The sequence below is a fragment of the Candidatus Baltobacteraceae bacterium genome (assembly GCA_035502855.1).
Classification (GTDB): Bacteria; Vulcanimicrobiota; Vulcanimicrobiia; order Vulcanimicrobiales; family Vulcanimicrobiaceae; genus Aquilonibacter.
Window position 1 is genome coordinate 111,920 of record DATJTX010000024.1, and the last position, 24,537, is coordinate 136,456.

General features: G+C 63.5%; 26 protein-coding genes. 8 read left to right on the top strand and 18 right to left on the bottom strand.

Annotation, left to right across the window (positions count from 1 at the left end):
- Positions 1-124: 124 nt before the first annotated feature.
- The gene (locus tag VMF11_09525; GenBank protein ID HTU70545.1) at positions 125-1,834 is read left to right on the top strand and encodes a glycosyltransferase family 39 protein; all 1,710 of its coding nucleotides are present in this window, start codon (positions 125-127) and stop codon (positions 1,832-1,834) included.
- On the opposite strand, the gene VMF11_09530 is transcribed toward VMF11_09525, so the two are convergent.
- The 6 genes from VMF11_09530 to proS all read right to left on the bottom strand — a co-directional run bounded on the left by VMF11_09530 (position 1,792) and on the right by proS (position 7,434).
- Entirely contained in the window at positions 1,792-2,601 is an 810-nt protein-coding gene (locus tag VMF11_09530; GenBank protein ID HTU70546.1) for a hypothetical protein, read from the bottom strand. The two genes, VMF11_09525 and VMF11_09530, sit on opposite strands and share 43 nt — an antisense overlap.
- Before the next feature lie 6 nt (positions 2,602-2,607).
- The gene (locus tag VMF11_09535) at positions 2,608-3,261 is read right to left on the bottom strand and encodes a hypothetical protein (GenBank protein ID HTU70547.1); all 654 of its coding nucleotides are present in this window, start codon (positions 3,259-3,261) and stop codon (positions 2,608-2,610) included.
- Positions 3,248-4,144 (bottom strand): DUF2837 family protein, encoded by an 897-nt coding sequence (locus VMF11_09540; protein ID HTU70548.1) that lies wholly within the window; start codon positions 4,142-4,144, stop codon positions 3,248-3,250. Before VMF11_09540 ends, VMF11_09535 begins: the two co-directional genes overlap by 14 nt.
- Positions 4,131-5,387 (bottom strand): pitrilysin family protein, encoded by a 1,257-nt coding sequence (locus VMF11_09545; protein ID HTU70549.1) that lies wholly within the window; start codon positions 5,385-5,387, stop codon positions 4,131-4,133. The genes VMF11_09540 and VMF11_09545 overlap by 14 nt, the downstream gene beginning before the upstream one ends.
- A 3-nt stretch (positions 5,388-5,390) precedes the next feature.
- On the bottom strand, positions 5,391-5,888 hold the full coding sequence (locus tag VMF11_09550; protein HTU70550.1) for a hypothetical protein: 498 nt from the start codon (positions 5,886-5,888) through the stop codon (positions 5,391-5,393).
- 61 nt (positions 5,889-5,949) lie between these two features.
- On the bottom strand, positions 5,950-7,434 hold the full coding sequence (gene proS / locus VMF11_09555) for a proline--tRNA ligase (protein HTU70551.1): 1,485 nt from the start codon (positions 7,432-7,434) through the stop codon (positions 5,950-5,952).
- A 38-nt stretch (positions 7,435-7,472) separates the two neighbouring features.
- Between proS and VMF11_09560 the strand changes: the two genes are divergently transcribed.
- Together VMF11_09560 and VMF11_09565 are read left to right on the top strand one after the other, a co-directional pair.
- Positions 7,473-8,081 (top strand): cob(I)yrinic acid a,c-diamide adenosyltransferase, encoded by a 609-nt coding sequence (locus VMF11_09560; GenBank protein ID HTU70552.1) that lies wholly within the window; start codon positions 7,473-7,475, stop codon positions 8,079-8,081.
- A 16-nt stretch (positions 8,082-8,097) separates the two neighbouring features.
- The gene (locus VMF11_09565; protein ID HTU70553.1) at positions 8,098-10,647 is read left to right on the top strand and encodes a TonB-dependent receptor; all 2,550 of its coding nucleotides are present in this window, start codon (positions 8,098-8,100) and stop codon (positions 10,645-10,647) included.
- Here the strand turns inward: VMF11_09565 and VMF11_09570 are convergent.
- The gene (locus VMF11_09570) at positions 10,644-11,180 is read right to left on the bottom strand and encodes an NUDIX hydrolase (GenBank protein HTU70554.1); all 537 of its coding nucleotides are present in this window, start codon (positions 11,178-11,180) and stop codon (positions 10,644-10,646) included. The two genes, VMF11_09565 and VMF11_09570, sit on opposite strands and share 4 nt — an antisense overlap.
- 26 nt (positions 11,181-11,206) lie before the next feature.
- Here VMF11_09570 and VMF11_09575 point away from each other — a divergent pair, with 26 nt between their 5' ends.
- From VMF11_09575 to VMF11_09585, 3 genes are all read left to right on the top strand, one after another.
- Entirely contained in the window at positions 11,207-12,736 is a 1,530-nt protein-coding gene (locus VMF11_09575) for an amino acid permease (GenBank protein HTU70555.1), read from the top strand.
- Between the two features lie 124 nt (positions 12,737-12,860).
- A complete protein-coding gene (locus VMF11_09580) occupies positions 12,861-13,457 on the top strand; it encodes a hypothetical protein (protein HTU70556.1) in 597 nt (198 codons plus the stop codon).
- 20 nt (positions 13,458-13,477) lie between these two features.
- A complete protein-coding gene (locus VMF11_09585) occupies positions 13,478-13,777 on the top strand; it encodes a hypothetical protein (GenBank protein ID HTU70557.1) in 300 nt (99 codons plus the stop codon).
- 18 nt (positions 13,778-13,795) lie between these two features.
- Here VMF11_09585 and VMF11_09590 read toward each other — a convergent pair whose 3' ends face one another.
- The 11 genes from VMF11_09590 to rpsB are packed head-to-tail and all read right to left on the bottom strand — an operon-like array spanning position 13,796 to position 22,190.
- On the bottom strand, positions 13,796-14,266 hold the full coding sequence (locus tag VMF11_09590; GenBank protein HTU70558.1) for a copper amine oxidase N-terminal domain-containing protein: 471 nt from the start codon (positions 14,264-14,266) through the stop codon (positions 13,796-13,798).
- Complete coding sequence (gene ispG, locus VMF11_09595) at positions 14,263-15,405, bottom strand: flavodoxin-dependent (E)-4-hydroxy-3-methylbut-2-enyl-diphosphate synthase (protein ID HTU70559.1); 1,143 nt, start codon at positions 15,403-15,405, stop codon at positions 14,263-14,265. Before ispG ends, VMF11_09590 begins: the two co-directional genes overlap by 4 nt.
- A 5-nt stretch (positions 15,406-15,410) precedes the next feature.
- Complete coding sequence (locus VMF11_09600) at positions 15,411-16,544, bottom strand: M50 family metallopeptidase (GenBank protein HTU70560.1); 1,134 nt, start codon at positions 16,542-16,544, stop codon at positions 15,411-15,413.
- Entirely contained in the window at positions 16,535-17,743 is a 1,209-nt protein-coding gene (locus tag VMF11_09605; protein HTU70561.1) for a 1-deoxy-D-xylulose-5-phosphate reductoisomerase, read from the bottom strand. The genes VMF11_09600 and VMF11_09605 overlap by 10 nt, the downstream gene beginning before the upstream one ends.
- Complete coding sequence (locus VMF11_09610; GenBank protein HTU70562.1) at positions 17,740-18,543, bottom strand: phosphatidate cytidylyltransferase; 804 nt, start codon at positions 18,541-18,543, stop codon at positions 17,740-17,742. The genes VMF11_09605 and VMF11_09610 overlap by 4 nt, the downstream gene beginning before the upstream one ends.
- Before the next feature lie 8 nt (positions 18,544-18,551).
- Positions 18,552-19,259: a polyprenyl diphosphate synthase gene (uppS, locus tag VMF11_09615; GenBank protein HTU70563.1), complete on the bottom strand. Its 708-nt coding sequence runs from the start codon at positions 19,257-19,259 to the stop codon at positions 18,552-18,554.
- Entirely contained in the window at positions 19,243-19,443 is a 201-nt protein-coding gene (locus tag VMF11_09620) for a hypothetical protein (GenBank protein HTU70564.1), read from the bottom strand. Before VMF11_09620 ends, uppS begins: the two co-directional genes overlap by 17 nt.
- 10 nt (positions 19,444-19,453) lie before the next feature.
- A complete protein-coding gene (frr, locus tag VMF11_09625; GenBank protein HTU70565.1) occupies positions 19,454-20,008 on the bottom strand; it encodes a ribosome recycling factor in 555 nt (184 codons plus the stop codon).
- A 1-nt stretch (position 20,009) separates the two neighbouring features.
- The gene (pyrH, locus tag VMF11_09630) at positions 20,010-20,762 is read right to left on the bottom strand and encodes a UMP kinase (GenBank protein ID HTU70566.1); all 753 of its coding nucleotides are present in this window, start codon (positions 20,760-20,762) and stop codon (positions 20,010-20,012) included.
- Between the two features lie 13 nt (positions 20,763-20,775).
- Entirely contained in the window at positions 20,776-21,375 is a 600-nt protein-coding gene (locus tag VMF11_09635; GenBank protein ID HTU70567.1) for a translation elongation factor Ts, read from the bottom strand.
- A gap of 20 nt (positions 21,376-21,395) precedes the next feature.
- A complete protein-coding gene (gene rpsB / locus VMF11_09640; GenBank protein ID HTU70568.1) occupies positions 21,396-22,190 on the bottom strand; it encodes a 30S ribosomal protein S2 in 795 nt (264 codons plus the stop codon).
- 197 nt (positions 22,191-22,387) lie between these two features.
- Here rpsB and VMF11_09645 point away from each other — a divergent pair, with 197 nt between their 5' ends.
- Positions 22,388-23,332, top strand: a complete 945-nt coding sequence (locus VMF11_09645; protein ID HTU70569.1) for a hypothetical protein — start codon at positions 22,388-22,390, stop codon at positions 23,330-23,332.
- Between the two features lie 61 nt (positions 23,333-23,393).
- Positions 23,394-24,491, top strand: coding sequence for a PHB depolymerase family esterase (locus VMF11_09650; GenBank protein ID HTU70570.1), 1,098 nt, complete (start codon positions 23,394-23,396; stop codon positions 24,489-24,491).
- The last annotated feature ends 46 nt before the right edge of the window (positions 24,492-24,537 follow it).

A 24,537-nucleotide genomic window follows, 5' to 3' on the forward strand; every position in this document is an offset into this window, starting at 1 on the left:
GGCTCCGCGCCCCCCAACTTCGTTGGGGCCCCCCAACCATGGCGCGCTCAACGTGTCGGTAAGCGAAGATTCCCCTAGGGCGCGCCAAACCAACGTTGATACGCAGCCATCGATTTCCCGGGACTTGGACCGGCGCTTTACTCTTCTTTTGCTCGTCATCGTGCTCTTTGCCGTGGTCCTGCGCCTCAAAGGCATCCACGATCCGATTCTCGATCATCCGGCCTGGCGGCAGGGCGATACGGCGAGCATCGCGCGGAACTTCGCACTGCTTCGGTACAACATCATGTATCCGCAGACCAACTACGACGGGCCGCCGCCCAATTACGTCGAGCTGGAGCTGCAGATCGTTCCGTTTCTGGCGGCCTCGCTGTACAAGGTCTTCGGCGTGCACGCGATCTTCGGACGACTGATCACGCTGCTCTTCTCCGCCGGGACGGTCGCGGTCGTCGGTTATTTCGGCCGCTGGCTGTTCTCCCCACTTGCTTGGCAGCAAGTGGGGACCCCGGCACGTTCAAAAGGCGCTCCGCCTTCGGCTGCGCGCTCCCCCGGTGCTTTGCACCTGGGGCCCCCCAGCGCGATCGCGGGGCTAACGGCGGCGTTCTTCTACGCGATCTTTCCCGGCAGCATCTACTATGGGCGCACCTTCACGCCCGACACGGCGATGGTGTTCTTCCTCACCGCCGCACTCTATGTCGTCACGCGGCTCATCGTGGAAGACGAGATCTTCTCCCAACGCTCCCTCGCGCGCGCGACCGCGCTGCTCACGTTGGCCTATTTGGCCAAGCCGGTCGCCGTCGTCGGGCTCGTTCCGGTAATCGGTACGCTCTGGGAACGTGTGCGCAGCGGACGCACGATGCGGCCCACGGCCGTCATGGTCTTACTGGTCGTTCCGCTGATCATTCTATGGCTCTACGACGTGCGGGTGAGCGAACAGGCGGAGTGGCATTGGGCGAGCGGCATCACCAGGCTGCACGTCATCCCGGGCCTCGAGTCGGCCTTGCGCAGCATCAGCGGTTTCACGCTCAAACTCACCCAGTTCCGCGAAGTGCTCGGGATGCTGCGCGCGACCATGCTCGGCACGATTCCGTTCGCACTTTCGATCGCCGGATTCGTCGCGCTCGTCTGGACGAACGCGCGCAGCAGGGCGCTGCTGTGGGGGTGGCTGATCGGCGGCATTGCCTACATGTACGTCGTGGTGACGGTCGAACGCGTCGACTATTACATGGCGCCGCTCTTGCCGCTCTGCGCACTGGTCATCGGCGCGCTCGTCGCGCGCTTCATCGCGTGGGTTGGAACGGTCGACGCTGCTCCGGCGTCGCGCTACGCAATCGTTGCGCTGGTCCCGCTCGTCGCGCTCGCCTCGCTGGTGCAAGCGCGCGCCGCGATTGCGCCGTACTACGCCTACAACAAGGCGGCGTATCGCAATGCGGTCACGCTCGATCATACGCTGGCACCCGGTTCGCTGGTCGTCGTCGGCCACTACGGTCCCGACATTCTCTATTACATCGACCGCTACGGTTGGGAGGAGGATCCGTACCTGTGGACGCCGTTCGACGAAGAGAGCGCGATCCGCAAGGGGGCGCGCTACTTCATCTCGATCGAGGATAACCGCTTACGGCGCAACCTCGAACTCTGCGCGTGGCTGCAGCGCTTCCCGGTGCTCGATCCGAACGCGCAGTGGCCTGTCTATGTCACGAATCCCGCGCACGAACGTCCCGGCGCCGACGCGTTCTGGCGCGCCTTCCGCAAGGCGGAAGCTGCCGGTAGAGGCCGCGCGTTCCTCGACTCCCGTCACCTGTGCATCGGGCGTACCGGATCGGCCGCGTCGACCTGATCGAAGACGCGCTGCGCGCGCTCGAAGGCGTGGGGCTCGACGCGAACCGCGCCTCGGAACGGAAAATCGAGACTCATGGTCAGAAAGATGACCATTCCGATCAAGAGAGCGAGCGCGCCGAGCATCGCGGTCTGCATCGCGCTCTGGCGAAAGCCGAAGAGCGAGGTGAAGGCAACCGTGATGAAGCCGCCGGCCAAGACCACGAACCACATCACGCCGTTGAGGCCGGTCGAGTCCTCCGACAGCCGCGCGTCGCGATCCAGCAGCGCCTCGCTCACCTCACCCAGCATATGCCCGTACAGCACGGCGTCGCGTTCGTTTCGAAGCGGCGTGCGCCGTGCGTCACGCGCCAAAATTTCGCCGCTGATGCCGGTGAGCGTACCTTCGCGCGCGTTCTCGAGGGCCGGCCATCCCCGGTCGATCACATTTATCACGTACGAGCGCACATCGTGGCGAAGCAGCGTACCGTTCGAGAATCCGCTCGCATCGCGATAGACGGAAATCAGACTGCTCGCCTCGTCGTAGGTACGCGCCTCAGCCGCTTGAAAGCGGTCCCAGACGCCGACGGTGATGAAACCAAGGATCACCGCATAGACCACGCCCACGACGGCAAAGATGAAACCGGTCAAATCGTTGTGCTCGCGCAAGACGTCCGGTCGCGCGATACGTCCGACGAGCCGGGCAAAAAGCAGCGAAAGCGCGACGAATCCGCCGACGATGAGAACAGCTCCCGAGAACAACGGAAGGGCCTCGAACCAGGCGATCATCGCCGCTTACGGCAGGGGCAGGAGCGAAGCGGCATTGACGTTGCTCGTGCTGTGGGTGGTCTCCGGTACGCCGGAGCTGACGACCTGACGATAGGTGATCAGACGGTTGGTGAGGCGCGCGACGTCAAGCTCGAGATCGTAGCTGTCTTTGATCGCGGCCGTGAGCTCGTCGGTATCGTAGGTATACGAGAAACGCTTCAGCGCGGCAAGGATCGACTTGTCGGAAGCATCGAGCTGCCGGTACGCGTGTTGGATCTGAATACCGGCGTCCTTGTAGGTCGGATAGTTCGAGATCACGATCTCGCGCTTGAGCTTGGCGTCCTCGAGCTGGCCGCGCAGCGCCGCCAGACGCACGCTCGAAGGATCGTATTTCAGCCCGCTGGCAATCGCCGCAAGGGCGTCGTCGAAATCGCCTTTGGAATAATCGTCCTGCGCGAGCGCGGCCGAGGTTTCGACAAACCCGGCGCGGGCACGCGGATCGTTCGGATCGACGCGTAACGCCAGGCTGTACGCCAGCACCGCGTCCCTGACGTTGCCGCGCGCAAGCGCGGTTTCGCCCTGATGCACGCGCGTATCGACGATCCAATGCTCGATCGGACCGGCGCAGCCGCCGAGAAAGAGCACGAGCGCACCCAGCGCGGCGTATTTAGAAATGCACATGAAGAGCAAACCTTGCTACGTATTCGATGATGACGGCGGCGGGATAAAAGACGATCTGCGAAAGCAGCGTCCCCGCAATCGCCGTGACGGAGAGATAAAACACCATTGACCGAACCTCCTCGACCGTGCGCTTCCCATGGATCGCCTGATCGGTGATCATCGAGGACGTCGGATCGACGAAAAGCGTGAATGAGATCGTGCCGATCCCGTTGATGATGCCGGAGAGGCTCGACGCCGTCACGCGGACTGCGGGATCGAGCACGGCGGCGAGAAACGCGGCCGGGACCCCGATCGCGTAGATACCGGTCACGACGACGTTGAATATCAGGAGGCGGCGGGGAATCGTATGCCAGTCGAACTGCCGTAATTCTTCCCACGTCGGCAAGTGCTCGGCGCGCACGACGTCCCGGATGTTCTTCGGCTTGAGCAACTGCGCGAGCGCGTGCGGTACCGAACCGCGCAACTCGAACGAGTGCACGCCGCGGCGGAAAAGATAGACGAACATCGGCAGCAGCAATGCGAAGATCACCATGCCGGCCGTACCCGCCAAAATGATCAGGCGCAGCTGCAAATCGTAATTATGCTGCCACGCGGCGGCGAGCACGGGATCGTGGCGGTCCGCTACCACTGCGTCGCTTGCCATATCCGCCAAGGGAGCGACAAAAAAAATCGAGAACAGCGTCGCGAGCCGGCCGACCGTCACGAACAGATTGAACAGCGAGATCGAAGTCGCGATCCGTTTTGTCTGCACGCCCGCGAGGCGCGCGGAGTAGGCTCCGATCGTGATGCCCTGCACGATGAACGTGATCAGCATTGCGCCGATCAAGCGTCCCGAGAAGAGAGTCGGGGTGAGAAGCTCGTGTGCGACGCTATGCGGCGTCACGGTTCCATTCTATTGAAGCTTCGTCCACGGGTCCGAGGATGCACAAACCGAGCTGATCTTCGGAAAACAGCTCTTGCGCCAGCTGCCTGATCTCCGGCGCGCTCACCAAATCGACGCACTCTTCCATCTCCTCGGGCGTTATCTGCCGGCCGAGCGCGAACTCGTTGCGTCCAAGGCGAATCATGCGGCTCGACGTCGACTCGAGCGAGAGCGTCAGGTTTCCCTTGATGTGTTCCTTGGCAAGATGCAGCTCGGCGTCGCCGATCTCGATCTCGCGCAGCGCCGCGAGTTGTTCCGCGACCACGTCGATACACGGCTGCACGTTCTCGGCCGAGGTACCCGCGTAGACGCCGAAGAGCCCCGCCGCGCGATATGCCGCTTGAAACGAATAGACCGTGTAGACCAAGCCGCGCTTCTCGCGGATCTCTTGGAAGAGCCGGCTCGACATGCCGCCGCCCAAGACCGTGTCGAGAACCGAGAGCGCATAGCGCCGGTCGTCGCGCACCGAGAGGCCGCGCGAGCCCAGTACCACGTAGGCTTGTTCGCTGTCTTTCTGACGAACCAGCGCCGAGGGCGTCGGCGAGGGGGAATCCGGCTCGAAGCGATCGCTCGCGCCCTTGAAGTTGGCGAAACATTCGGCCACCAATTCGACGAACGGCTCGTGCTCCACGTTCCCCGCCGCCGCCACGACGACCGAATTGGGCGCGTAGTGGTGAGCCATGTGCGCGCGCAGATCGGCAGGCGTCGCCGCGGTAACGGTATCGACGAAGCCGATCGTGGGTTCGCCCAGGTTCGACCCGCTCCACATCGTCTGTAAGAAGAGATCGTGGATCAGCTCGTCGGGCGAATCCTCGTACATCTTGATCTCTTCGAGGACGACCTTCTGTTCCTTGGCCAGCTCTTCGGCGTCGAAGCGCGAGTGGAGAAACATATCGGAGAGCACGTCCAGCGCGAGAGGCACGTGCCGGTCGATGACCTTGGCGTAATAGCAGGTCGTCTCTTTGTCGGTGAAGGCGTTCAAGTTGCCGCCGACGCCGTCCATCGTTTCGGCGATCTCGCGCGCGCTGCGGCGCTGCGTGCCTTTGAAGAGCATGTGCTCGACCAAATGCGAGATCCCGCGCTGTTCGTGCCGCTCCAGCGACGAACCGACGTCGGCCCAGATCCCGATGCTCGCCGAGCGCACGGCGGGCATGCTTTCCGTGAGCACGCGAAGGCCGTTCGCTAGCGTGGTCTTTCTATACACCGCTCAACTCTTCGTGAAAGCGTCGCGCGCCCATTCCGAATCGAGGAAAAGGTTCGTTCCGGTGCGCAGACGAGCCGCGAGCGCAGCCGGCTTCTCGCTGCGCCGAACGCTGACCGCGAACACGGTTCGCGTGGTCGGCATGGCGAGGTCGCCGCTGACGATCAGCCCCTTGCCGACCGAGAGCGGAACGGTCACCCACACGTCGACCTCCTCGGCGCGCGGCGCCGCGGCGAAGGAACGCGCCACCAGATCTGCGATCTCCCGGTCGAAGCCGTCGCGCGAGACCATGCGGTGAAATTTGACGCCCGAGACGCGCAGTCCCAAGATCAGGTGCGCGCCCATCGCGTTGGCTTCGACCTGCAGCACCTGCGCGGGCCAGGTGGTGGTGAAGAGACGTTCGCCCACCATGGTCGCGACGGCGAGCCGGTTGCCGCCGGCCCGCGCGTGCGCATCCAAATCCGCCACGGATGGAGTGGCGGCAATCAACGCTAGAGCGAGCATGAGCGAGCAGAGCGAGCCATGCGACTTTAGATGACAAAGCTTCCGCTTTGGCAGATAAAGTCTAGTAACTTTGCGCAAAGTAGGCCCTCACGACAGCCGGCTCGCCGCACGCGACGCATTTCCCCGGCGCATCCAGTGGATATGTGTTGCGCGTGGTCGCACCCGTCTGTTCCTTGACGTATTGCTCGCACTGCGGTCGCGCACACCAGGCGATGTCGACCATCCCCGCGCGCGAACGGCACTTCTCGTAGAACTCCTCGCGATCCGTCACCCGGAAGGTGTGACCGGCCAAGAAGTCCTTGGCCTGCGCGAAGAGCGATTCTTGAATCGCATCGAGCAGCGCGCGAACCTGCTGCGCGAGCCGATCGAGCGGGACCGTCTGCTTTTGCTCCGGGTCGCCCTTGGCGCGGTCGCGACGCACCAGCACCGCGCTGCGGGCGTCGACGTCGCGTGGACCGATCTCGATGCGCACCGGCACGCCCCGCACGTCCCATTCCGCGTATTTCCAGCCGGGCTGCTGATCGCGGTCGTCGACGCGCACGCGAAACCCGGCCTCGCGAAGCGTTCGGGACGCGTCGTGACATGCCGCGATCGCTCGCTCGTCGCCACCACGAACGATCGGCACGAAGACCGCTTCGAGCGGCGCCATCTTGGGCGGGATACGCAGGCCGCGGTCGTCACCGTGCACCATGATCATCGCGCCGAGCATCCGCCACGACATCCCCCAGGATGTCGTAAAGACGTGCTTGATCTGCTGGTCCGCGTCGACGAATTCGATGTCATATGCCTTGGCGAAATTCTGCCCCAGATCGTGCGAGGTTCCGGACTGCAGCGCTTTGCCGTCGGGCATCAGCGCTTCGATCGAAAACGTCTCGACCGCGCCGGGAAAACGCTCGTTCGCGCTTTTGACGCCCGCATACACCGGCACCGCGGCCACGTCTTCGGCGAATTCGCGGTACACCGCGAGCATGCGCAGCGTCTCTTCGCGCGCTTCTTGTGCCGTCGCGTGCGCGGTGTGACCCTCTTGCCAGAGAAATTCCATCGTCCGCAGGAACGGGCGCGTCGCCTTCTCCCAACGCAGCACGTTGCACCACTGATTGATCAAGATCGGCAGGTCGCGGTAGGACTCGATCCACTGTGCGTACATGACGCCGATGATCACTTCCGAGGTCGGGCGAATCGCCAAACGCTCGGTGAGCTCTTCCTGACCGCCGTGCGTCACCCACGCGACCTCGGGCGCAAACCCTTCGACGTGTTCGGCCTCTTTGAGCAGCAAGCTCTCGGGAATCAGCAGCGGAAAATACGCGTTCTCATGCCCGGTCGCTTTGAACGCGGCATCGAGATGTTTTTGCAGGTTCTCCCACAAGCCGAATCCGTACGGACGCAGGACCACGCAACCGCGCACCGGCGAATACGAGGTGAGCTCGGCCTTCAGACAGACGGCCGTGTACCACGCGGACAGGTCGGCGGCTTTCGGAGGGATCTCCTTCACCACCGGCTGGCGCATTGCGGCTTCGGACATGACCGCAGCCGTTTCGCGCGGCATCGGTGGGCGGCCTTCACCGCAGGCGCGAAGAGACCCGCATGCCCAAGCTGACCCGCATCTACACGCGAACCGGCGACGACGGCACGACGGGCCTGGTCGGGGGACAGCGCGTGAAGAAAAACGCGCTGCGCATCGAGACCTACGGAACGGTCGACGAATGCTCGAGCGCGATCGGGATCGCACGAGCCGCGCTGCGTCCCCTGCTTGCATCGCATCCGCGCGCAGCGCGATTGGACGCGTGGCTCGCCTGGACGCAGGACGCGCTCTTCAATTTGGGGAGCGATCTCGCCACACTGCCCAAGGATCGCTGGGAGGGCATGCCGCTGATCACGCAGCAGGATGCGGCCGCGCTGGAACGAGCGATCGACGAAGCGCAGCACGATCTGCAGCCGCTCAACAACTTCATTCATCCCGGCGGCTCGCTGCCCGGCGCGTACCTGCACCTGGCGCGCACGATCTGCCGCCGGGCCGAGCGTTTGCTGCTGACGCTGCGCGAGCACGACGATGGTATCTCGTCCGAAACGCAGCGGTATGTGAATCGCCTTTCGGACGCGCTCTTCGTGTGGTCGCGTTGGATTAATGCGGGCTTAAACGAACCGGAGTATCTTTGGAACGCAACCTCCGTTCCTCCGGCATCGCAGCCATAATCGCAAAGGAATCCTCGTGCGCCTGAGTCTCGCTCGCACCCTGTGCGGAGCGCTTATCTGCGCATTCTTGGCATGCGCGCTGCCCGCTCACGCGCAGTCCGCTGCACGCGTCGTGGGTCTGGTGGTCGATGCCGCCTCCGGTGTCGCCCTCTCCGGTGCCCTGGTCCGCATCGTCGGCACCTCGACGCACACGGTAACCGACGCGCGCGGCGCATTTGCGTTCAAGACCGTCGGGCCGGGCACGTATCGGCTCGAAGTCGAGCATCAAGGATATCAACCGGCGCTCTCCCTCCCGGTCTGGGTGGACACACGCAGCACGGTGCGAACGACGCTCGCTCTGCAGCGTGCGACCGGAGGGCTGCACGTGATTACGGTGACCTCGACAACGGCCGGCAACAGCCTGCAGCAGTCGAGCGCGTTTACGCAGAGCCTGGATTCGGAGGCATTACAAGCCGGCGGCGTTCAGCGCGCCGGCGATGCGCTTCGTCAGCTGCCCGGTGTGAACAACGGCATCACCGGCGACACCGCCGCACTCGGCGACGACATAAACTTGAACGTTCGCGGCATCGGGACCGCCGAGACCGTCGCCGCGCTCGACGGCGATCCGATCGGCTACGGCATCAAAGGCGGCTACAATTATCAGCTCTCGCCGCTCTTCCCGTTTCGCGACGTGCAAGTGCTCTATGGGTCGGGCGGAAGCGATCTTCTCGGCATCAACGCGATCGGCGGGGTCGTCAACTTTCAAACGCTCGATCCCACGCCCACACAAGAGGTGAGCGTGATGCAGGGCTATGGAACCTTCGAGCGTCAGAGTACGAACGTTATCGCCACCGGTTCGACCGGCAAGCTTGGCTATGCGCTCGCCTACGGTGTCTCCGGCCTTGACGGCCCGCTCCGCAACGCCTACTTCTATCAGGTCGGCGCTCAGGCGAGCTACATCGACGACTCGTCGGTGACCTCGCGCGCGAACCTGATCAAGCTGACGTACGCGCCGGATTCCAAGACGAACATCGTCCTGACCGGCGTCAACAGTTCGTACTGGGAGAACAAGACCGGCAACGGCGACGGCGACTACCTTCCCTACCCGAGCGCGTACGCGACCTGCGTTGCGTCCGGCAGCGCCGATCCGGCGCAGTGCGCGTCCCAGACGACCGGGTGGCAAGGTGCGGGCCCGGCGTGGCAAGCGTTCAACTTCGGCTACCAAGATGCGACGGTTTCGCATCGCTTCGGTGAGGGGACCGTTTCGTTCAACGGGTTCACGACGCTCTACGACGACACCACCTACCGTCTCAACCTCCCGACGCCCGTGAATCAATATCTGCGCGATTATCGCGTTCGGACGAGCGGATCGTTGCTGGGCGACGACTTCGCCGGAGCCGACGACGACTTCGCCTTCGGCTACAACTATTTCAACAACGCATACGTCTACAGCGACCTCTATGCGCTCAGCCCAAAAAAGAACACGTATACCGCACCGTACTCTAACGAGGGAGCGTTCTTCATTCGTGAGGTGTGGCAAGCGCAGCATTCGCCGCTCACCGCCTTCTTCAACGTCTGGGCGCGGCACGCGAGTGAAACCGATTCGTCGTACCTCGATCCGCGGCTCTCGCTGCTCTATCGTACCTCGCCGCGTGACGTGGTTCGCGCCGCATTCGGAGCGACGACGACCGAACCGACCTCGGATGAACTCGATCTCCCGTTCCAACCGGGTCAACTCGCTGATGGAATCACGAATGGCACCGGCGGAGGTGCGACGTACACCTGCGGTGCGCTCAACTCGATTGGATCGGTGCCGTCGGCCGACCTCAAACCCGAGCGCGGCGTCGACGAAGAGGCCGCTTGGGGACACACGTGGTTCGGGGACTCGATCACGCAGCTTCAGCTCTACAACGTCGACGTCTACGACAAGCTCTACTCATCGCTGGTACCGCTTTCGCAAGCGGGTGCGGCAGGCATCAATCCGTCGTACCTTGCGGCCGCAAACCAGGCGCTCACCGGCGTGTGCGGTGCGAATAACTACACGCTCGGCGTTACGGGCACGGTGAATATCGGCACGCTGCAAGCTCGCGGGGCCGACCTTTCCGGCCGTCAGCGGATCAGCCTCCGGTTGTACATCGACTATGATTGGGCGCTGACCTCGAGCGTCCTCGAGAACGCGCCGCCGCAGTATCTCGAAGCAAACCTGACCTCGATCGTCGGCAGTCAGATCAAGGGCGTGCCGCTGCACACGGCAAACGTCGCGGTCGACAACACGTTCGGCGTGGTCGACGCTCGGTACACGATCTACACCGTATCGATCAACAATACCAAAGACTTGCCGGCGTACGATTACAGCGACCTACGGCTGACCACGCCTATCTCGCGTAACGCAACCTTCACGATTGCGATCTCGAACGTGTTCAATCAATACGCTAATATCGCCGGTTTGATCGGAGAAGGGGTGCCGGCGCCGCTCAACAGCTACGCGAGCGTCGCGGACTACGCCCCGTATATCGGAAAATCGGCGACGGAGTGGTTCGGCTTGCCGTACCGGCAAGTCTACTTCAGCCTACAATTCCTGCGTTAGAGCTTCCTTAGTCGAAAACGCAGCAGCGCGGCGAGCGTGACCGCGTCGTCGATACGGCCGTCAACGCTCGCGCGAAAGGCGTCGTCGATCGACATGCGCACGGCATCGATGCGTTCGACATGCTCGGGAGCGCTCGGCACGACGCGCAGACCGCGGGCGACGAACAGCGCAACCGGATCCTGCACGATCGAAGGAATCTCGTAAACGGATCCGAGCGGCCGCCACGATTGCGCCTCGAACCCGAGTTCCTCGCGCAGTTCGCGTTGCGCGCAAGCGAGCGGCGATTCGCCTTCGCCGGCGCCTCCTTTGACGATCTCGAGCTTCTCGGCATCGGCAGCGAAGCGCGCTTGGCGCGCCAGCACGAACGCATCGCCATCGACGACCAGCACGCCCGCGGCCCGCCCGGTCACAACCAGCACGTGCTCGCCGGCGGCGCCGGTGGGGTGGATAATTTCGTGCACTTCGACCGCGACCCAGGGATTGCGATAGATTTCGCGATGTGAGAGACGGCAGTAGGCACCGGGGGGACGCATGCGCCCTCCTTGCGAACCAGCGCGAAATGTCCTTTGCGTCCCAGCTCTTTGCGACGACCAACGTCGACAAACTTCGCGCGCTCGCGCAGCAGAAAATTCTCAAACGCGCACTCACCGCCAAAGACCTGGTCGCAATTGGCCTCGGAACGATGATCGGCGGCGGCATCTTTACGACGATCGGAACCGGCGTGGTCGGCGCCGGACCCGCGGTGATCGTTTCGTATCTACTGGCGGGACTCACCTCGTTCTTCGCCGCGCTGTGCTACGCGGAGCTCGGCGCGATGGTGCCGGTTGCGGGCAGCGCATACACCTACGCGTACGCGACGCTGGGAAAACTCTTCGCCTGGATCATCGGCTTCGCGCTGATCTTCGAGTACGGGATCAGCGCCGCACCGGTAGCGCAGCAATTCTCGGCCGCGATGCAGGACGTGCTCAAAACGATCGGCTTCGCCCTACCGGTTTGGGCGCAGCAATCGAATTTGGTGATCCATGGTCCATGGTGGCTGCCGGGCAGCTGGGATCTGCTGCACTCGCAGTGCGATCTGCTGGGCGCGCTCTTCGTGCTCGCGCTCTCGGTGCTGCTCTCGATCGGCATCCGCGAATCGGCTACGACCAACAACATCTTCGTCGTCTTGAAGATCGGCGCACTGATCGTCTTCGTATTGGCCGGAATCCAGCTTTTTCACGCCGCGCACTTCGCGCAGTTCGCACCCTACGGTTGGGGCGCGCTGCGGCCGTTCGGCGGCATGGCCGACTTCAACTCGACCGCGCAGCCCTACGGCATCGTCGCGGTCGGGGCGTTCGTGTTTTTCAGTTACATCGGCTTCGACACCGCTACCACGACCGCGGAGGAGTGCAAGAACCCGCAATTCGACGTTCCGGTCGGCGTCATCGGTGCGCTCGCGATCGGAACGGTGCTTTACTGCGCCACCGCGATCGTCTTGATCGGAGCGGTGCCGTGGAATCACGTCCCGGTCAAAAACCCGCTCGTTTACGCGGTCGCGCCGCTGCATCAGCCGTGGCTTTCCTGGGTCATCACCATCGGCGTGCTCGCCGGGACGACCAGCGTCGCGCTCAGCTCATTGCTCGGCCAGACGCGGATCTTTTACGTGATGGCACGCGACAAGATGCTGCCGCCGGTGGTCGCGGTGATCAACCCGCGCTTCAAAACGCCGGTGCGCACGACGATGGTAACCGGGATCGCGGTCGCGCTCCTGACGCTGATCGTGCCGCTCGACGAATTGCTCAACCTGGTGAACATCGGAACGTTGATCGCCTTCACCGTCGTCTGCGCCGGCGTGCTGTACCTGCGCAAGCGCAAACCCGATCTTCCGCGAAGCTTCCGCGTGCCGTTTGTCCCACTCTTTCCGATCCTCGGCATCGCCTTCTCCCTCTTTCTCGCGGTCTTCGGCCTCTCGCGCACGACCTGGACCTGGTTTGCGATCGCGCTCCTGGTCGGACTGGTCTTTTTCTTCAGCTACGGCTTCCGCACGTCCAAACCCGAGGAGATCGAGCCGGTCGTGGAGCCCGACGGCATCGCGGAGCAGTTTGTTTAGCGTCGGCAAACCGGCTGTAAACCTTCCGTAACGCGGCGATTATCGACGCCGCTCGGCCCCTCGAGCAGCCGATCATCGCTATTGGGTGTGGTTGTTGGAAGATATACAAGAGGTGCTATCTATCATGGCCACTCGTTTTGCACGGGCTGAACGCTCGATTTCCCCCGCCAACCTTCGTGCCCGCGCGACGCAGGTGTATGCGCTCTTTGCGTGGCTACACGTCCCCGCCGTCGCGGCAATCGCGCTCGCCGCGCACAACGGCTGGCTCGGTCCGGTGATGCTGCTCGCCGAAGTGGCGACGTTCGCAACCGTTTGCGCGCTGACGATGAAGGACGGAATCCTGCTGCGATCGATCATGGCGGTCGCGCTGACCCTCGGCCCGATCTTCTTCGTCTACGCCGGACGCGGCGGCGCCATCGACTATCACGGCTATTACTTCGTCGCTCTGGCGATGCTGGCGGCCTACGTCGACTGGCGTCCGATCGCGATCGCCTCGCTCCTGGCCATCGGTCTTGCGCAAGTGAGCCTGGGCCTGGCCGCGTTGCAAGGCGTCTACGTTCTGGCCGAATGCTCGATGCTCGTCTGGATCACCTACGCAATGCAGATGTTTCTCAACCGCGTCGACGACCTGATGAACTTCACGGCCGAAGCGATCGCGGGCGAACTCGCCGAAAAGGCGAGCCTGCAAGCTGAAATCAGCCGTCTCAGACACACCGCATAGCGCCGCGCGAGGGGAGGACCATGATCGTTCACACGCGCATGCGTGCCCGCACTGCGTTCCTCTACTCGTTGATCGTCTGTCTCAACATCCCGGCAGCGATCCTCGTGGTGAACCGCGCATCGATCTTCATCGCTTCGGCGGCGTTGATCGAGTGCGCGGTCCTCATCGGCATCGCGCTCACGATTCGATCGATCTTCAAAAGCTTCGACCATGTGCTGGACGTAACGACCAAAGCCACCGCCGAAGCTCTGGCCGACGAAATCGAAGAGAAGACCAGCCTCCAAGCCGAACTCAGCCGGCTGCGCGCGATCGCCTCGTAGCGCCCCCGGCCGAACCGTCTATTGCGTCTGGGCCGGTGGTCCCGGAGCGGCCTCGCCGATGCCCGGCGTCATTACCTGGATGCGCGCGGTGCGCGGATCGTAGGATGCCTGCACGCCCAGCACACGCGCCATCGCGCGCAGCCCGATCATGACCCGCCCGCGCACGCGGAAGGGCGCGTGCTTGAGCGTGAAGGGCATGCCGTTGATCGTGGCATGAACATCCCCGACGCGCAGCCGCAGCGACTGGCTCCCGCGCACGACGTAGATGTTCGTTCCGTCGACCGACGTCTGGGCCCCGAGCGCGTCGGCCAACGAGCGAACCGGAACGTAGACCCGATTCCCGGTCGTAACCGGGGGAACGTCGCTCTCGACGGTCTGGCCGTCGACGACCATGTCGGCCGGACGAGAGAATGCGAGCAGCGTCGAACCGAGCGCCGCGAAGACCGCGGTCAGAACCAGCGTCTGAACCGTGGGCCGGCGGTAGGTCATGACACGCTCGTGATCTCGCTCGCGTACGACGGATACTTCTCGGCGATCACCTTCTCGATTTCCAACCGCAGCATACCGAGCAACTCATCCTCGGGATAGGTGCCGACCAGCTCGCCGGCGCGGTAGATCGCACCCTTGCCTTTGCCGCCGGCGACGCCGACGTCGGCCATCTTCGACTCCCCCGGACCGTTGACGACGCAGCCCATCACCGCGACTTTGACCGGCGCGCTATACTCCTTGGCGATCGCTTCGACCGCGCGGCCGAGTTCGAGCACCGAAATCTCCGCGCGCCCGCACGACGGACACGCGGTGATCTCGAACCCCTTCTCGCGCAGGCCGAGCGACTTGAGGATCGACCAGCAGACCGGCACTTCTTCGATCGGGTCGGCTGCCAGCGACACGCGAATCGTATCCCCGATTCCTTCGTATAGCAGAATCCCTAGGCCGATCGACGACTTGATCGTGCCGTCGCGCAGCAGTCCTGCCTCGGTGATACCGAGATGCAGCGGATACGGCGTCCCGCGCTCGCGCAGACGCCGGTCCATCAAGCGGTATGCATCGACCGTCGTGTTTACGTCGTGCGCCTTGAGCGAGATCGCGATCTCGGTATGACCGTGTTCCTCGAGAATCAGCACGTGGCGCAATGCCGATTCGACCATCGCTTCCGCCGTGTGGCCGAGCGTCTTCTCGAGATCGGGCGCGAGCGAACCCATGTTCACACCGACGCGCACCGGAATGCCGCGTGCTTTGGCGGCGGTGACGACTTCGGCAACCTTCTTCGGATCGCGAATGTTGCCGGGATTCAACCGCAGTTTGGCGACCCCGGCCTCAATCGCGGCGAGCGCCATCTTGTGATCGAAATGGATGTCGGCGACGATCGGAACCGGCGAACGGTAGACGATCGCGGGCAGACCGGCGGCATCGGGCGGATCCTTCACCGTTACGCGCACGATCTCGCAGCCTTCCATCGCGAGCCCGTAGACTTGTTCCAGCGTCGCGTCCGCATCGGCCGTGTCGGTGGTGGTCATCGACTGCACCGCGACCGGATGATCGCCGCCGATCCACACGCTCTTGGCGTCGGACTTGCCGGTCTTGTTCTGTAAGAAAATCGGGTTGGATTTACGCCGCAAGCGAATCACGATTGCTACAGGACCCCTTGTCCGGAAACGATGCGAGCGATGTCGTGGAAGGCGACCAGGATCATGAGCGCCATCAGCGCTGCGAGACCCGCAAGATGCACTAACGCTTCTTTATCGGGGTCGACGGGTTTGCCGCGCACGAGTTCCGCAATGATGAACGCCGCGCGGCCGCCGTCGAGCGCCGGGATCGGCAGCAGGTTGAATAGGCCGAGTGCGAACGAGATCGTGGCCGCCAGCGCCAGATACGGGCCCCACCCGAACTCTTGCACGATCCCCGCAACTTGCCCCATGCCGACCGGACCAGAGACCTGGCTCGCGTATTTCGTGAAATGCGTCACCAGCAGACCGAGCGATTCGAACGTCTGGTCGGCAACGTTCACATATTCGGATCCGACGTACTGCAGCGTCTTCCCGAGCGCGACGCGCTCGTAGGCCGGCTCGGGTGAAAACCCGATGCATCCCAACTTGGCGCTCTGCGGGCAGGGTTGCGGCTTGACGTGAATCGTCTTGCTCACGCCGTTGCGCTCGTAGGTGACATCGATGCTCTTCCCGAGCGATCCGTGGATCGTATCGACCAACGCGTTGGCGTTGGTCACGTCCCTGCCGTTAACGCGCACGCCCACGATGCGATCGCCCGGACGCATGCCGTGCGCTGCCGCCGGATAGCCGGGCTCCACCATGGTAACGATTGCGCGATCGATGCGGTCGCTGGGCACGCCGAAGGCCAGCGCGCCGATGAGCAGGATGATGTACGCAAGTATGAAGTTGGCGATCGGGCCGGCCAGGACGATGATCAGACGCTGCCACGGATTCTTCGATTGAAAGTTGCGAGGCGAGCGCGCCGGGGATTCGCGAAACTCGCGCTGCTGCTCGGCCTCGGTCGTCTTGTTGTCCTCGCCTTCCATCGCGCAGTAGCCGCCGATCGGCAGCAAGCGCAGCGAGTATTGGGTACCGGTGCGGGGGCTAACCCAGCTGAACAGCTTAGGACCGAAGCCGACCGCGAACTCGTTCACCTTCACGCCGTTGCGGCGCGCGACGATGTAGTGGCCCAGTTCGTGCAACACGATCAATACCGAAAGCATCACCAGGAAGGTGACGATCTTGTCGATCGATTCGAGGTTGACGACGGCTAAGTGCACTTAATGTCCTCTACGTACTCCGCGGCCAGAAGTCGCGCGTCCGAATCCGCTTCTCGAATGTGGGTGAGGGTCGCATCCCGATGAGCTACCCGTTGGAGCGTACGCTCGATGATTCGCGCGATCTCACCGAACCGTACTTTCCCTTCGACAAAGGACCGCACCGCGACTTCGTTGGCGGCCGAAAGCACCGCCGGGGCGGTCCCGCCGCGAGCCAGCGCTTCATAGGCCAGGCCCAGGCACGGAAACCGCTCGAGATCGGGACGCTCGAACTCATAACGCAGCTCGGCCGCGCCGGGTTGAGCTCCGAGAATCCGGAGGGGGTCCAGTGACCCTTCGACAGGCTCAGGGTGACAGAGCTCCCTTGTGTCACGCTGAGCTTGTCGAAACGTCGGGAGCCGATCGGGATATGACAGCGCGTACCCGATGGGCAAGCGCATGTCGGGGGCGCAGAGCTGTCCCTTGACGCTGCCGTCCCGGAACCAGACGAACGCATGGGCGATCGATTGCGGATGGATCGCGACCAGCACGCGCTCGCCGGGCTGCTCGAAGAGACGCGCGGCCTCGATGACCTCGAGGCCTTTGTTCATCAGCGTGGCGGAGTCGATCGTGTTCTTCGTGCCCATGCGCCAGGTCGGATGGCGAAGCGCCTGCTCGAGGGTCGCCTCGGCCATCTCTGCCGCCGATGCACGCCGGAACGGTCCGCCCGAGGCGGTGAGAATGAGGGCGGCTACGGCGGCCCGGTCTTCCCCGACCAGGCACTGGAAGAGCGCGCTGTGCTCGGAATCGACCGGTAAGAGCCGGCTGCCGCTGCGCGCGGCGGCGGCCAGCATGACCTCACCCGCCGCAACGATCAGTTCCTTGTTGGCCACCGCGATGTCGGTTCCGCGCTCGATCGCTGCCAGCACCGCGTCGAACGCGACCGCCCCGTCGGTAGCGGCGAGCACCAGGTCGGGACGGCTCTCGACCGCGACGCGAAGCAGCCCTTGCGGACCGTCCGCGGCGCTGGTCGCGATCTCGGGCGTAAAGCGGGCGCACTGTTCGTGCAGCAACCGCAGATTTCGGCCCGCCGCCAAACCGGCGACGGTGAAGCGATCCGGATGCGCCGCGATGACGTCGAGCGCCTGGGTGCCGATCGATCCGGTCGAACCGAGAATCGCGACGCGTTTCGTTCTGTTGGCGTTCGTTCCGTAAGCGCTCATTGCGGCACCGTCAATATGCCGAGAAGATGCAGCATACCAAAGTACGCCATGCCGCCGAAGAGATACGAATCAAAACGATCGAGCACGCCGCCGTGGCCTTGAATGATCGCTCCGGTATCTTTTACGCCCGCATCGCGCTTGAGCGCCGATTCGGCCAGATCGCCGGCCTGGGCCGCAATGCAGGTCGCCGCGCCCAGGGCCAGACCTTGCCACCACAGCAGCTGCAATGGCGGAATCCAGACCGCGGCAGCGGTCGAGATGGCCGAGACGATCGCCAGCGCGCCGAGCGAGCCTTCGACGGTTTTCTTCGGCGAAATTCTGGTCAGTTGATGGCGTCCGATCAGCGAACCGACCGACATCGCGCTGATGTCGGTGAGCGCGATCAACACGATCACGTCGTAGGTCCACCAGATACCCAACTGTGGGATCGAGCGCAGAAAGACGAAGTACGTCATCAGCTTGCCGATGTAGAGCACGGCGAGCACGGTGTAAGCCGTCCGCGCGAAGTACCCTTTCTCTTCGCCGTACATGCCGAGCGAGAAGCTGGCGAAGATGATGGCGGCGAGAAGCGCGCCCTCCCACTTGTGCAGCAGGTCGAACATCGCGAGCACGATATAGGTGACGACGCCCGCGATCGCGACCGGATATTCGAGCGGCTGGCCTTTGATCTCGCAGAGCGCGTTCAGTTCGTAGAGGCACAGCACGCCCAATACGAGTACGAGCGCATCGAACGTCCAGACCCGCCACACCAGCGCCAGGCCGACGACCGCGAGCAGCAGCCCAACGACGATCCGCCGCACGGCGCGCGTTATTCCCCGAAACGCCGCTGGCGAAGGGTGAACTCGCGCACCGCCTGCACGAGATGCTCGCCCGAGAAATCCGGCCAGTAGACCTCACTCATGACAAGCTCGGTGTAGGCTGCCTGATAGAGCAGAAAATTCGAGAGACGCCGCTCGCCGCCGGGACGGATCAACAGATCCGGGTCCGGCACGCCCGCGGTGTAGAGATAGGACGAGATCAGTTCATCGTCGATGCGCGCGGCGTCCAAGGTGCCGTTCGCGACGTCATGCGCGATTGCGCGCACCGCACGTTCGAGTTCGCTACGCGAGCTGTAGTTGACCGCCAGGTTGAGGATCAGCCCGGTGTTGGCGGCGGTCTGCGTTTGCAGATCGTTCAGGGCGTCGCGCGAAAGCCTCGGTAATGCCTGCCAGTCGCCGATGATGCGCACGCGCACGTTGTTGCGCTGCAGCTCCGCCAGTTCGCTCTTGGCAAAGTAGACGCACAGGTCGAATAGGAAGGCGATCTCCTGCGAATCGCGGCGCCAGTTCTCGGTGGAGAATCCGTAGACGGTGACGATCTCGATGCCGAGATCGCTCGCGGCGCGCGTGACGCTGCGCAGCGCCAAGATGCCGCGCCGGTGCCCTTCGAGCGCCGGCAACCCGTGCGCGCGCGCCCAGCGGCGGTTGCCGTCCATGATGATCGCGACGTGACGCGGGACGTCAATTGCAACGGTCATAGGATTCATATCCGCATACCAGGTCGATCTCCCCGTCGCGCTCGGTGGCGCGCAGGACGCGCAACGCTCCGATGCCGAGCCATCCGCCGACCGGTGCGAGCACGGAAAGATGCACGCGCGCCGCGCCGAGGATCGCGCGGGCTTGAACTTCAGGCATCAGTGCGAGATCAAGTGAATCGTTCATCAAGGAGCCGCTAGACTTCCATGATGTCTTTTTCTTTGGTCACGACCAGCGAGTCGATCTCTTTGACGAAGCGGTCGGTGAGTTTCTGCAGCTGCTCCTGCATCCGCTTGTTGTCGTCTTCCGTGATGTCGTGATTCTTGAGCTGGGTCTTCAAATCGTCGTGGGCCTTGTGCCGCACGTTGCGCACCGCGACCTTCCCGTCTTCGGCTTTCTTTTTCACGACCTTGACCAGGTCTTTGCGGCGCTCTTCGTTGAGCGGCGGAATGCTGAGACGAATGGTCGAGCCGTCGACGTTGGGGGTGATGCCGAGGTCGCTCTTCTCGATCGCTTTGCGAATCTCGCCGGTCACGTTCTTGTCGAAGGCGGTGATCACCAGCGTGCGCGAGTCGGGGACGCTGACCGTCGCGACCTGCTTGAGCGGAACGGCCGAACCGTAGGCTTCGACGTGCAAACGGTCGAGCAGCGCCGGAGACGCGCGCCCGGTCCGAATCGACGCGAACTCGGAACGCGTCGCATCGAGGCACTTGGCCATCTTGGATTCGAGGTCTTTGAAGAAATCGGCCATGTTAGTGTCCTGCCACGCTCAGATTCGATTCGCGTTCGACCACCGTCCCGATCGGCTCGCCGAAGATCACGCGACGAATATTGCCGGGAACGGCCATGTCGAACACGACGATCGGAAGGTTGTTGTCCATGCACAGCGCCATCGCAGTCGAATCCATCACGTCCAACCCGCGCTGCAGCACCTCCATATAGTCGAGGCGGGCGAAGCGCGTCGCGGCCGGATCCTTCTTCGGATCGGCGCTGTAGATGCCGTCGACCTTGGTCGCTTTGAGAATCGCGTCGGCGCCGATCTCGACCGCGCGCAACGCCGCCGTCGTGTCGGTGGTAAAGTACGGGTTGCCGGTGCCGGCGGCGAAGATGACCACGCGGCCCTTCTCCAAGTGCCGCATTGCACGACGGCGGATGTACGGCTCGGCGATTTGATGCATCGCGATCGCCGTTTGGACGCGAGAGGGAACGCCCATGCGTTCGAGCGCGTCCTGAAGCGCGAGCGCGTTGATCACGGTCGCGAGCATGCCCATGTAGTCGGCGGTCGCACGATCCATGCCCGCCTCTTCGTGGATCTTGCCGCGCCAAATATTGCCGCCTCCGACGACCACGGCAACCGAAATGCCGGCGCGGCTGACGCCGGCGATCTCATCGGCCATGGCACGCGTCGTGTTGACGTCGACGCCGGTATCGGTTCCGGCGAATGCCTCGCCGGAGATTTTGAGGAGAACGCGTTTGTACTTGGGTCGACTGTCGGTTGAATCCAAGTGAGCTAGTGCCTCAATTTTCTCCGAGTGCGTACTTCGTAAAGCGGCGAACCTTGATTTTCTCGCCGAGCGATCCGACCGCCGCGTTGATCAGATCGTTGACCGAGAGCGAGTCGTCCTTGACGAACGGCTGATCGAGCAGCACGTGCTCCTCGAACCACTTGTTCAGCTTGCCTTCAACGATCTTCTCCGCGACCTCGGGCGGCTTGCCGGCCGGCACAGCCGCGCGAAACTCTTCGCGCACGCGGGCCACGACGTCTTCCGGAACGCTGCCGCGATCGAGATATTGCGGTGACATCGCCGCGATGTGCATCGCGATGTCGCGGCTGAGCTCGGCGAATTTCGGATTGCGCGCGACGAAATCGGTCTCGCTGTTGACCTCAACCAGCACGCCGATCTTGCCCCCGGCATGGATGTAGCTGGTGACGAGCCCTTCGTTCGCGGCACGCTCGGCCTTCTTCTCGGCTTGCGCCGCGCCGCGTTCGAGCAGCAGCGCCTTCGCCTTCGCAAAGTCGCCGTTCGCGTCGATCAGAGCCTTGCGGCAATCGCCGATCGGCGCGCCGGTCTCGGCACGAAGCTTCTTGATGTCGTCGGTTGTGGGTCGGTAGGACATTGAGGTGGACACGGTTCTCCTTACAGCGCGGCTTCGACTTCGGCCATCGTGAGGGGTGCTTCGTCCTCCTGAGCGGTGTAACTCTCGGCGTACGGCTGGGCGTACGCGCTCTCCGCGTCGTAGGCGCTCTCGCTCTCGGTCTTGCCCTCGATGATCGCGTCGGCAATCTTGCTGACCATCAGCTTGACCGCGCGGATCGCGTCGTCGTTCCCCGGGATCGGATAATCGATCTCGTCGGGGTCGCAGTTCGTGTCGATGACCGCGATGATCGGGATCTTCAGCTTGCGCGCTTCGAGAACGGCGATGCGCTCTTTCTTCGGATCGACGATGAAGACCGCGTCCGGCAAGCGGTGCATGTCCTTGATGCCGCCGAGGAAGCGCTCGAGTTTGGCCATCTCGTCTTGCAGCTGTGCGACTTCTTTTTTCGGAAGGCGGTCGAAGTCGCCTTGCATCTTCATGCCTTCGAGTTCGCGCAGACGCGCGATGCGCTTCTGAATGGTCGAGAAGTTCGTCAGCGTACCGCCTAGCCAGCGCTGGTTGATGAAGAACGTTCCGGCGCGCTCGGCTTCTTCGCGCACGACGTCCTGCGCTTGCTTCTTGGTGCCGACGAACAAGATGACTTTCTTCTCGCGCGCCATCTGCTTGACGGCCTCGTAGGTCTCGCGCAGCTTCTGCACGGTGAGCGCGAGATCGATGATGTAGATGCCGTTGCGCTCCTGGAAGATGAACGGTTTCATCTTGGGGTTCCAGCGACGGGTCTGATGCCCGAAGTGGACGCCGGCCTCGAGGAGTTCGCGCATGGTAACGACAGACACAGGATTCTCCTTTGACTGGCCCCGGGCCGCGTGCCGTCATGGCGGTGCGATCCGTGTCATGGAGCCACTTCATCGCCCAGCCTCCTGCCGGGCGTAGTGAACTTACCGTCCTCCAACACCCGGTAGGACAGCCGTCAGAGTATACCACGGCGCGTGAGCGCCGACTAGGGCGAGGGCACAGCGGGTACGCATCGCCCATGGATCTGACGCGAGCGGCCTTCCTCTCGGGCGGCGCGGCGGCGAGCCTGGCCCTCCTGACCCGGTCGGTGCTCGCGCGACCGAACGCCTACGTCTTCTTGCGCCCCGGCGGGTCGGTCATTGCCGGCGACGTCTTCGGGCACGTCGGCTTCGCTTTCGCCACCGCGCCCGAGGAGTACATCGCGGGCGCGATCGAGATGGCTCACCACGACCCCAGCCCCAAGGGCAAGGACTTCTGGCACGCTGCCACCAGGGAGCCGCTGGTTCGCGCCGGCGCCTACGACAACGTCGGGCTGGGCTACCAGACCCGCTACGATCTCTACAAAGCGCTCGAAGGGGGCGGCAACGTCGCAGCTGCGAACCGCGCGATCGCAGCCATCGCCGGATGGCGCTTTGCCGCCCCGGGTCACGATTGTCTCGATGCGGTGCGCGCGGTGCTGACCGCCTATGGGCTGCGCTTCAACGGCGAGGAGATGCGGACCGTCAATCCCGACGCATTCTTCCGGATGCTGCCGGCGCGCCCGGGCGAGCTGAACTATCCCTGGCCGGGCAGTGTGATCGACGTCTCGATCTATTCCGAATACGGACGCCATGGCTTGCGCGACGATATCGTGGCCTTTGCGCCGAGCGTGATCTTCGAGGACGACACCAGCTATAATCCCTCGTCGGGCTACCCCGAGGTCGCCCTTTCCTCATTCGTCGTTCGGCGCGGGCATATGGTGCTCTACAACCGGCCGCAGTTTCGCGGAGCGGCAAGCGTGATCCGACCCGACGCCACGGTCAACTTGAACCAGCTGAAGTGGACCTACAAAAGCGTGGGCTCCTACGTGATCGCGGACAAAGCGTTCGACATCGCTGCGCCGCCGATCACGGGTCTGGCCGCGCGGTTCTCCTCGGCCGCAGCGCGCGCTGCGTACTACCGCGAACTCAAGAGCAAGCCGTAGAGGCGCGCACCCACCCGTTCGGGTCTACCGGCCGCCGGCTCGGCAGTGCGACGATGGTCGCATGAGATACACGCAACTCGCGGCCGTCCTTGGCCTGGCCGCTATTATGACTGCCTGCTCGGGTGCCGGCAGCGGGTCGCTGCCCGTAGCGCCGACGGAGAATCAATCCGCGGTCCATCGTGATGCGAGCGCCGCAACGTTGCCGAGCTTGGGGCACTACAACGTGAATTTGAGCGACGTGGTGGTCGCCGGCGTTTCGTCCGGTGCCGACATGGCCACGCAACTGCACTTCTCGTACTCCGCCAACATCAAAGGCGAAGCAATTTTCGCGGGCTCGCCGTTCTTCTGCGCGCTCGGCACCTCGGACGCGTTTTGGGGGCTCGTCTACGGTCCCGGGTACTCGGCCGACTACGCGCTCTACTCGTGCTCCGGCACCGAGTATTGGTCCGAGGGCGAATCTCCGCCGCTGGGCACGCTCGAGACCGACACCAATAACGCGGCCAAAGACGGTTACCTCGACCCGGTAAGCGATTTGAGCGGTTCGAAAGCATGGATTTTCTCGGGTGAAGACGACACGGTCGTCGCGCAATCGGTCGTCAAGGACTCGCAATCGATGCTCAGCCATTACGGGGTGAGCACGACGACGAACTACACGACCGCGGCCGAGCACGGCTGGGTAACACCCGATACGTCGAACTCGTGCGGTGCGATCAACTCGCAGTACTTGATCAACTGCGGCTTCGATGCCGAAGACGAGTTCCTCACCGACTTTTTCGGTACGCTCAATCCGCGCAACGACGGCACGCTCTCCGGGTCGCTCATCGAGTTCAATCAGGCCCCGTACGCCGCTGCCGGGATGGATTCGGTCGGGTATATCTACGTCCCGGCGAACTGCGCCGGCGGCGCGGCCTGCAAACTCGTCGTCGCGCTGCACGGCTGCGAGCAGGGTGAGTCCTACGTCGGCACTGCGTTCGTGACGGAATCCGGTCTCAACGAATGGGCCGACACCAACAGCATCATCGTGCTCTATCCGCAAGCAATCGCGTCGTCGGGAAATTCGCTCGGCTGCTGGGATTGGTGGGACTACACCGGTACCGCCTACGCATCGAACGAAGGACCCCAGGTCAATGCGATCTGGAAGATGATCGAGCAGATCTGACCGCCGGCAGGCGGCGCCTCCTCAATCGGGGCGCCGCCGGGGCCGA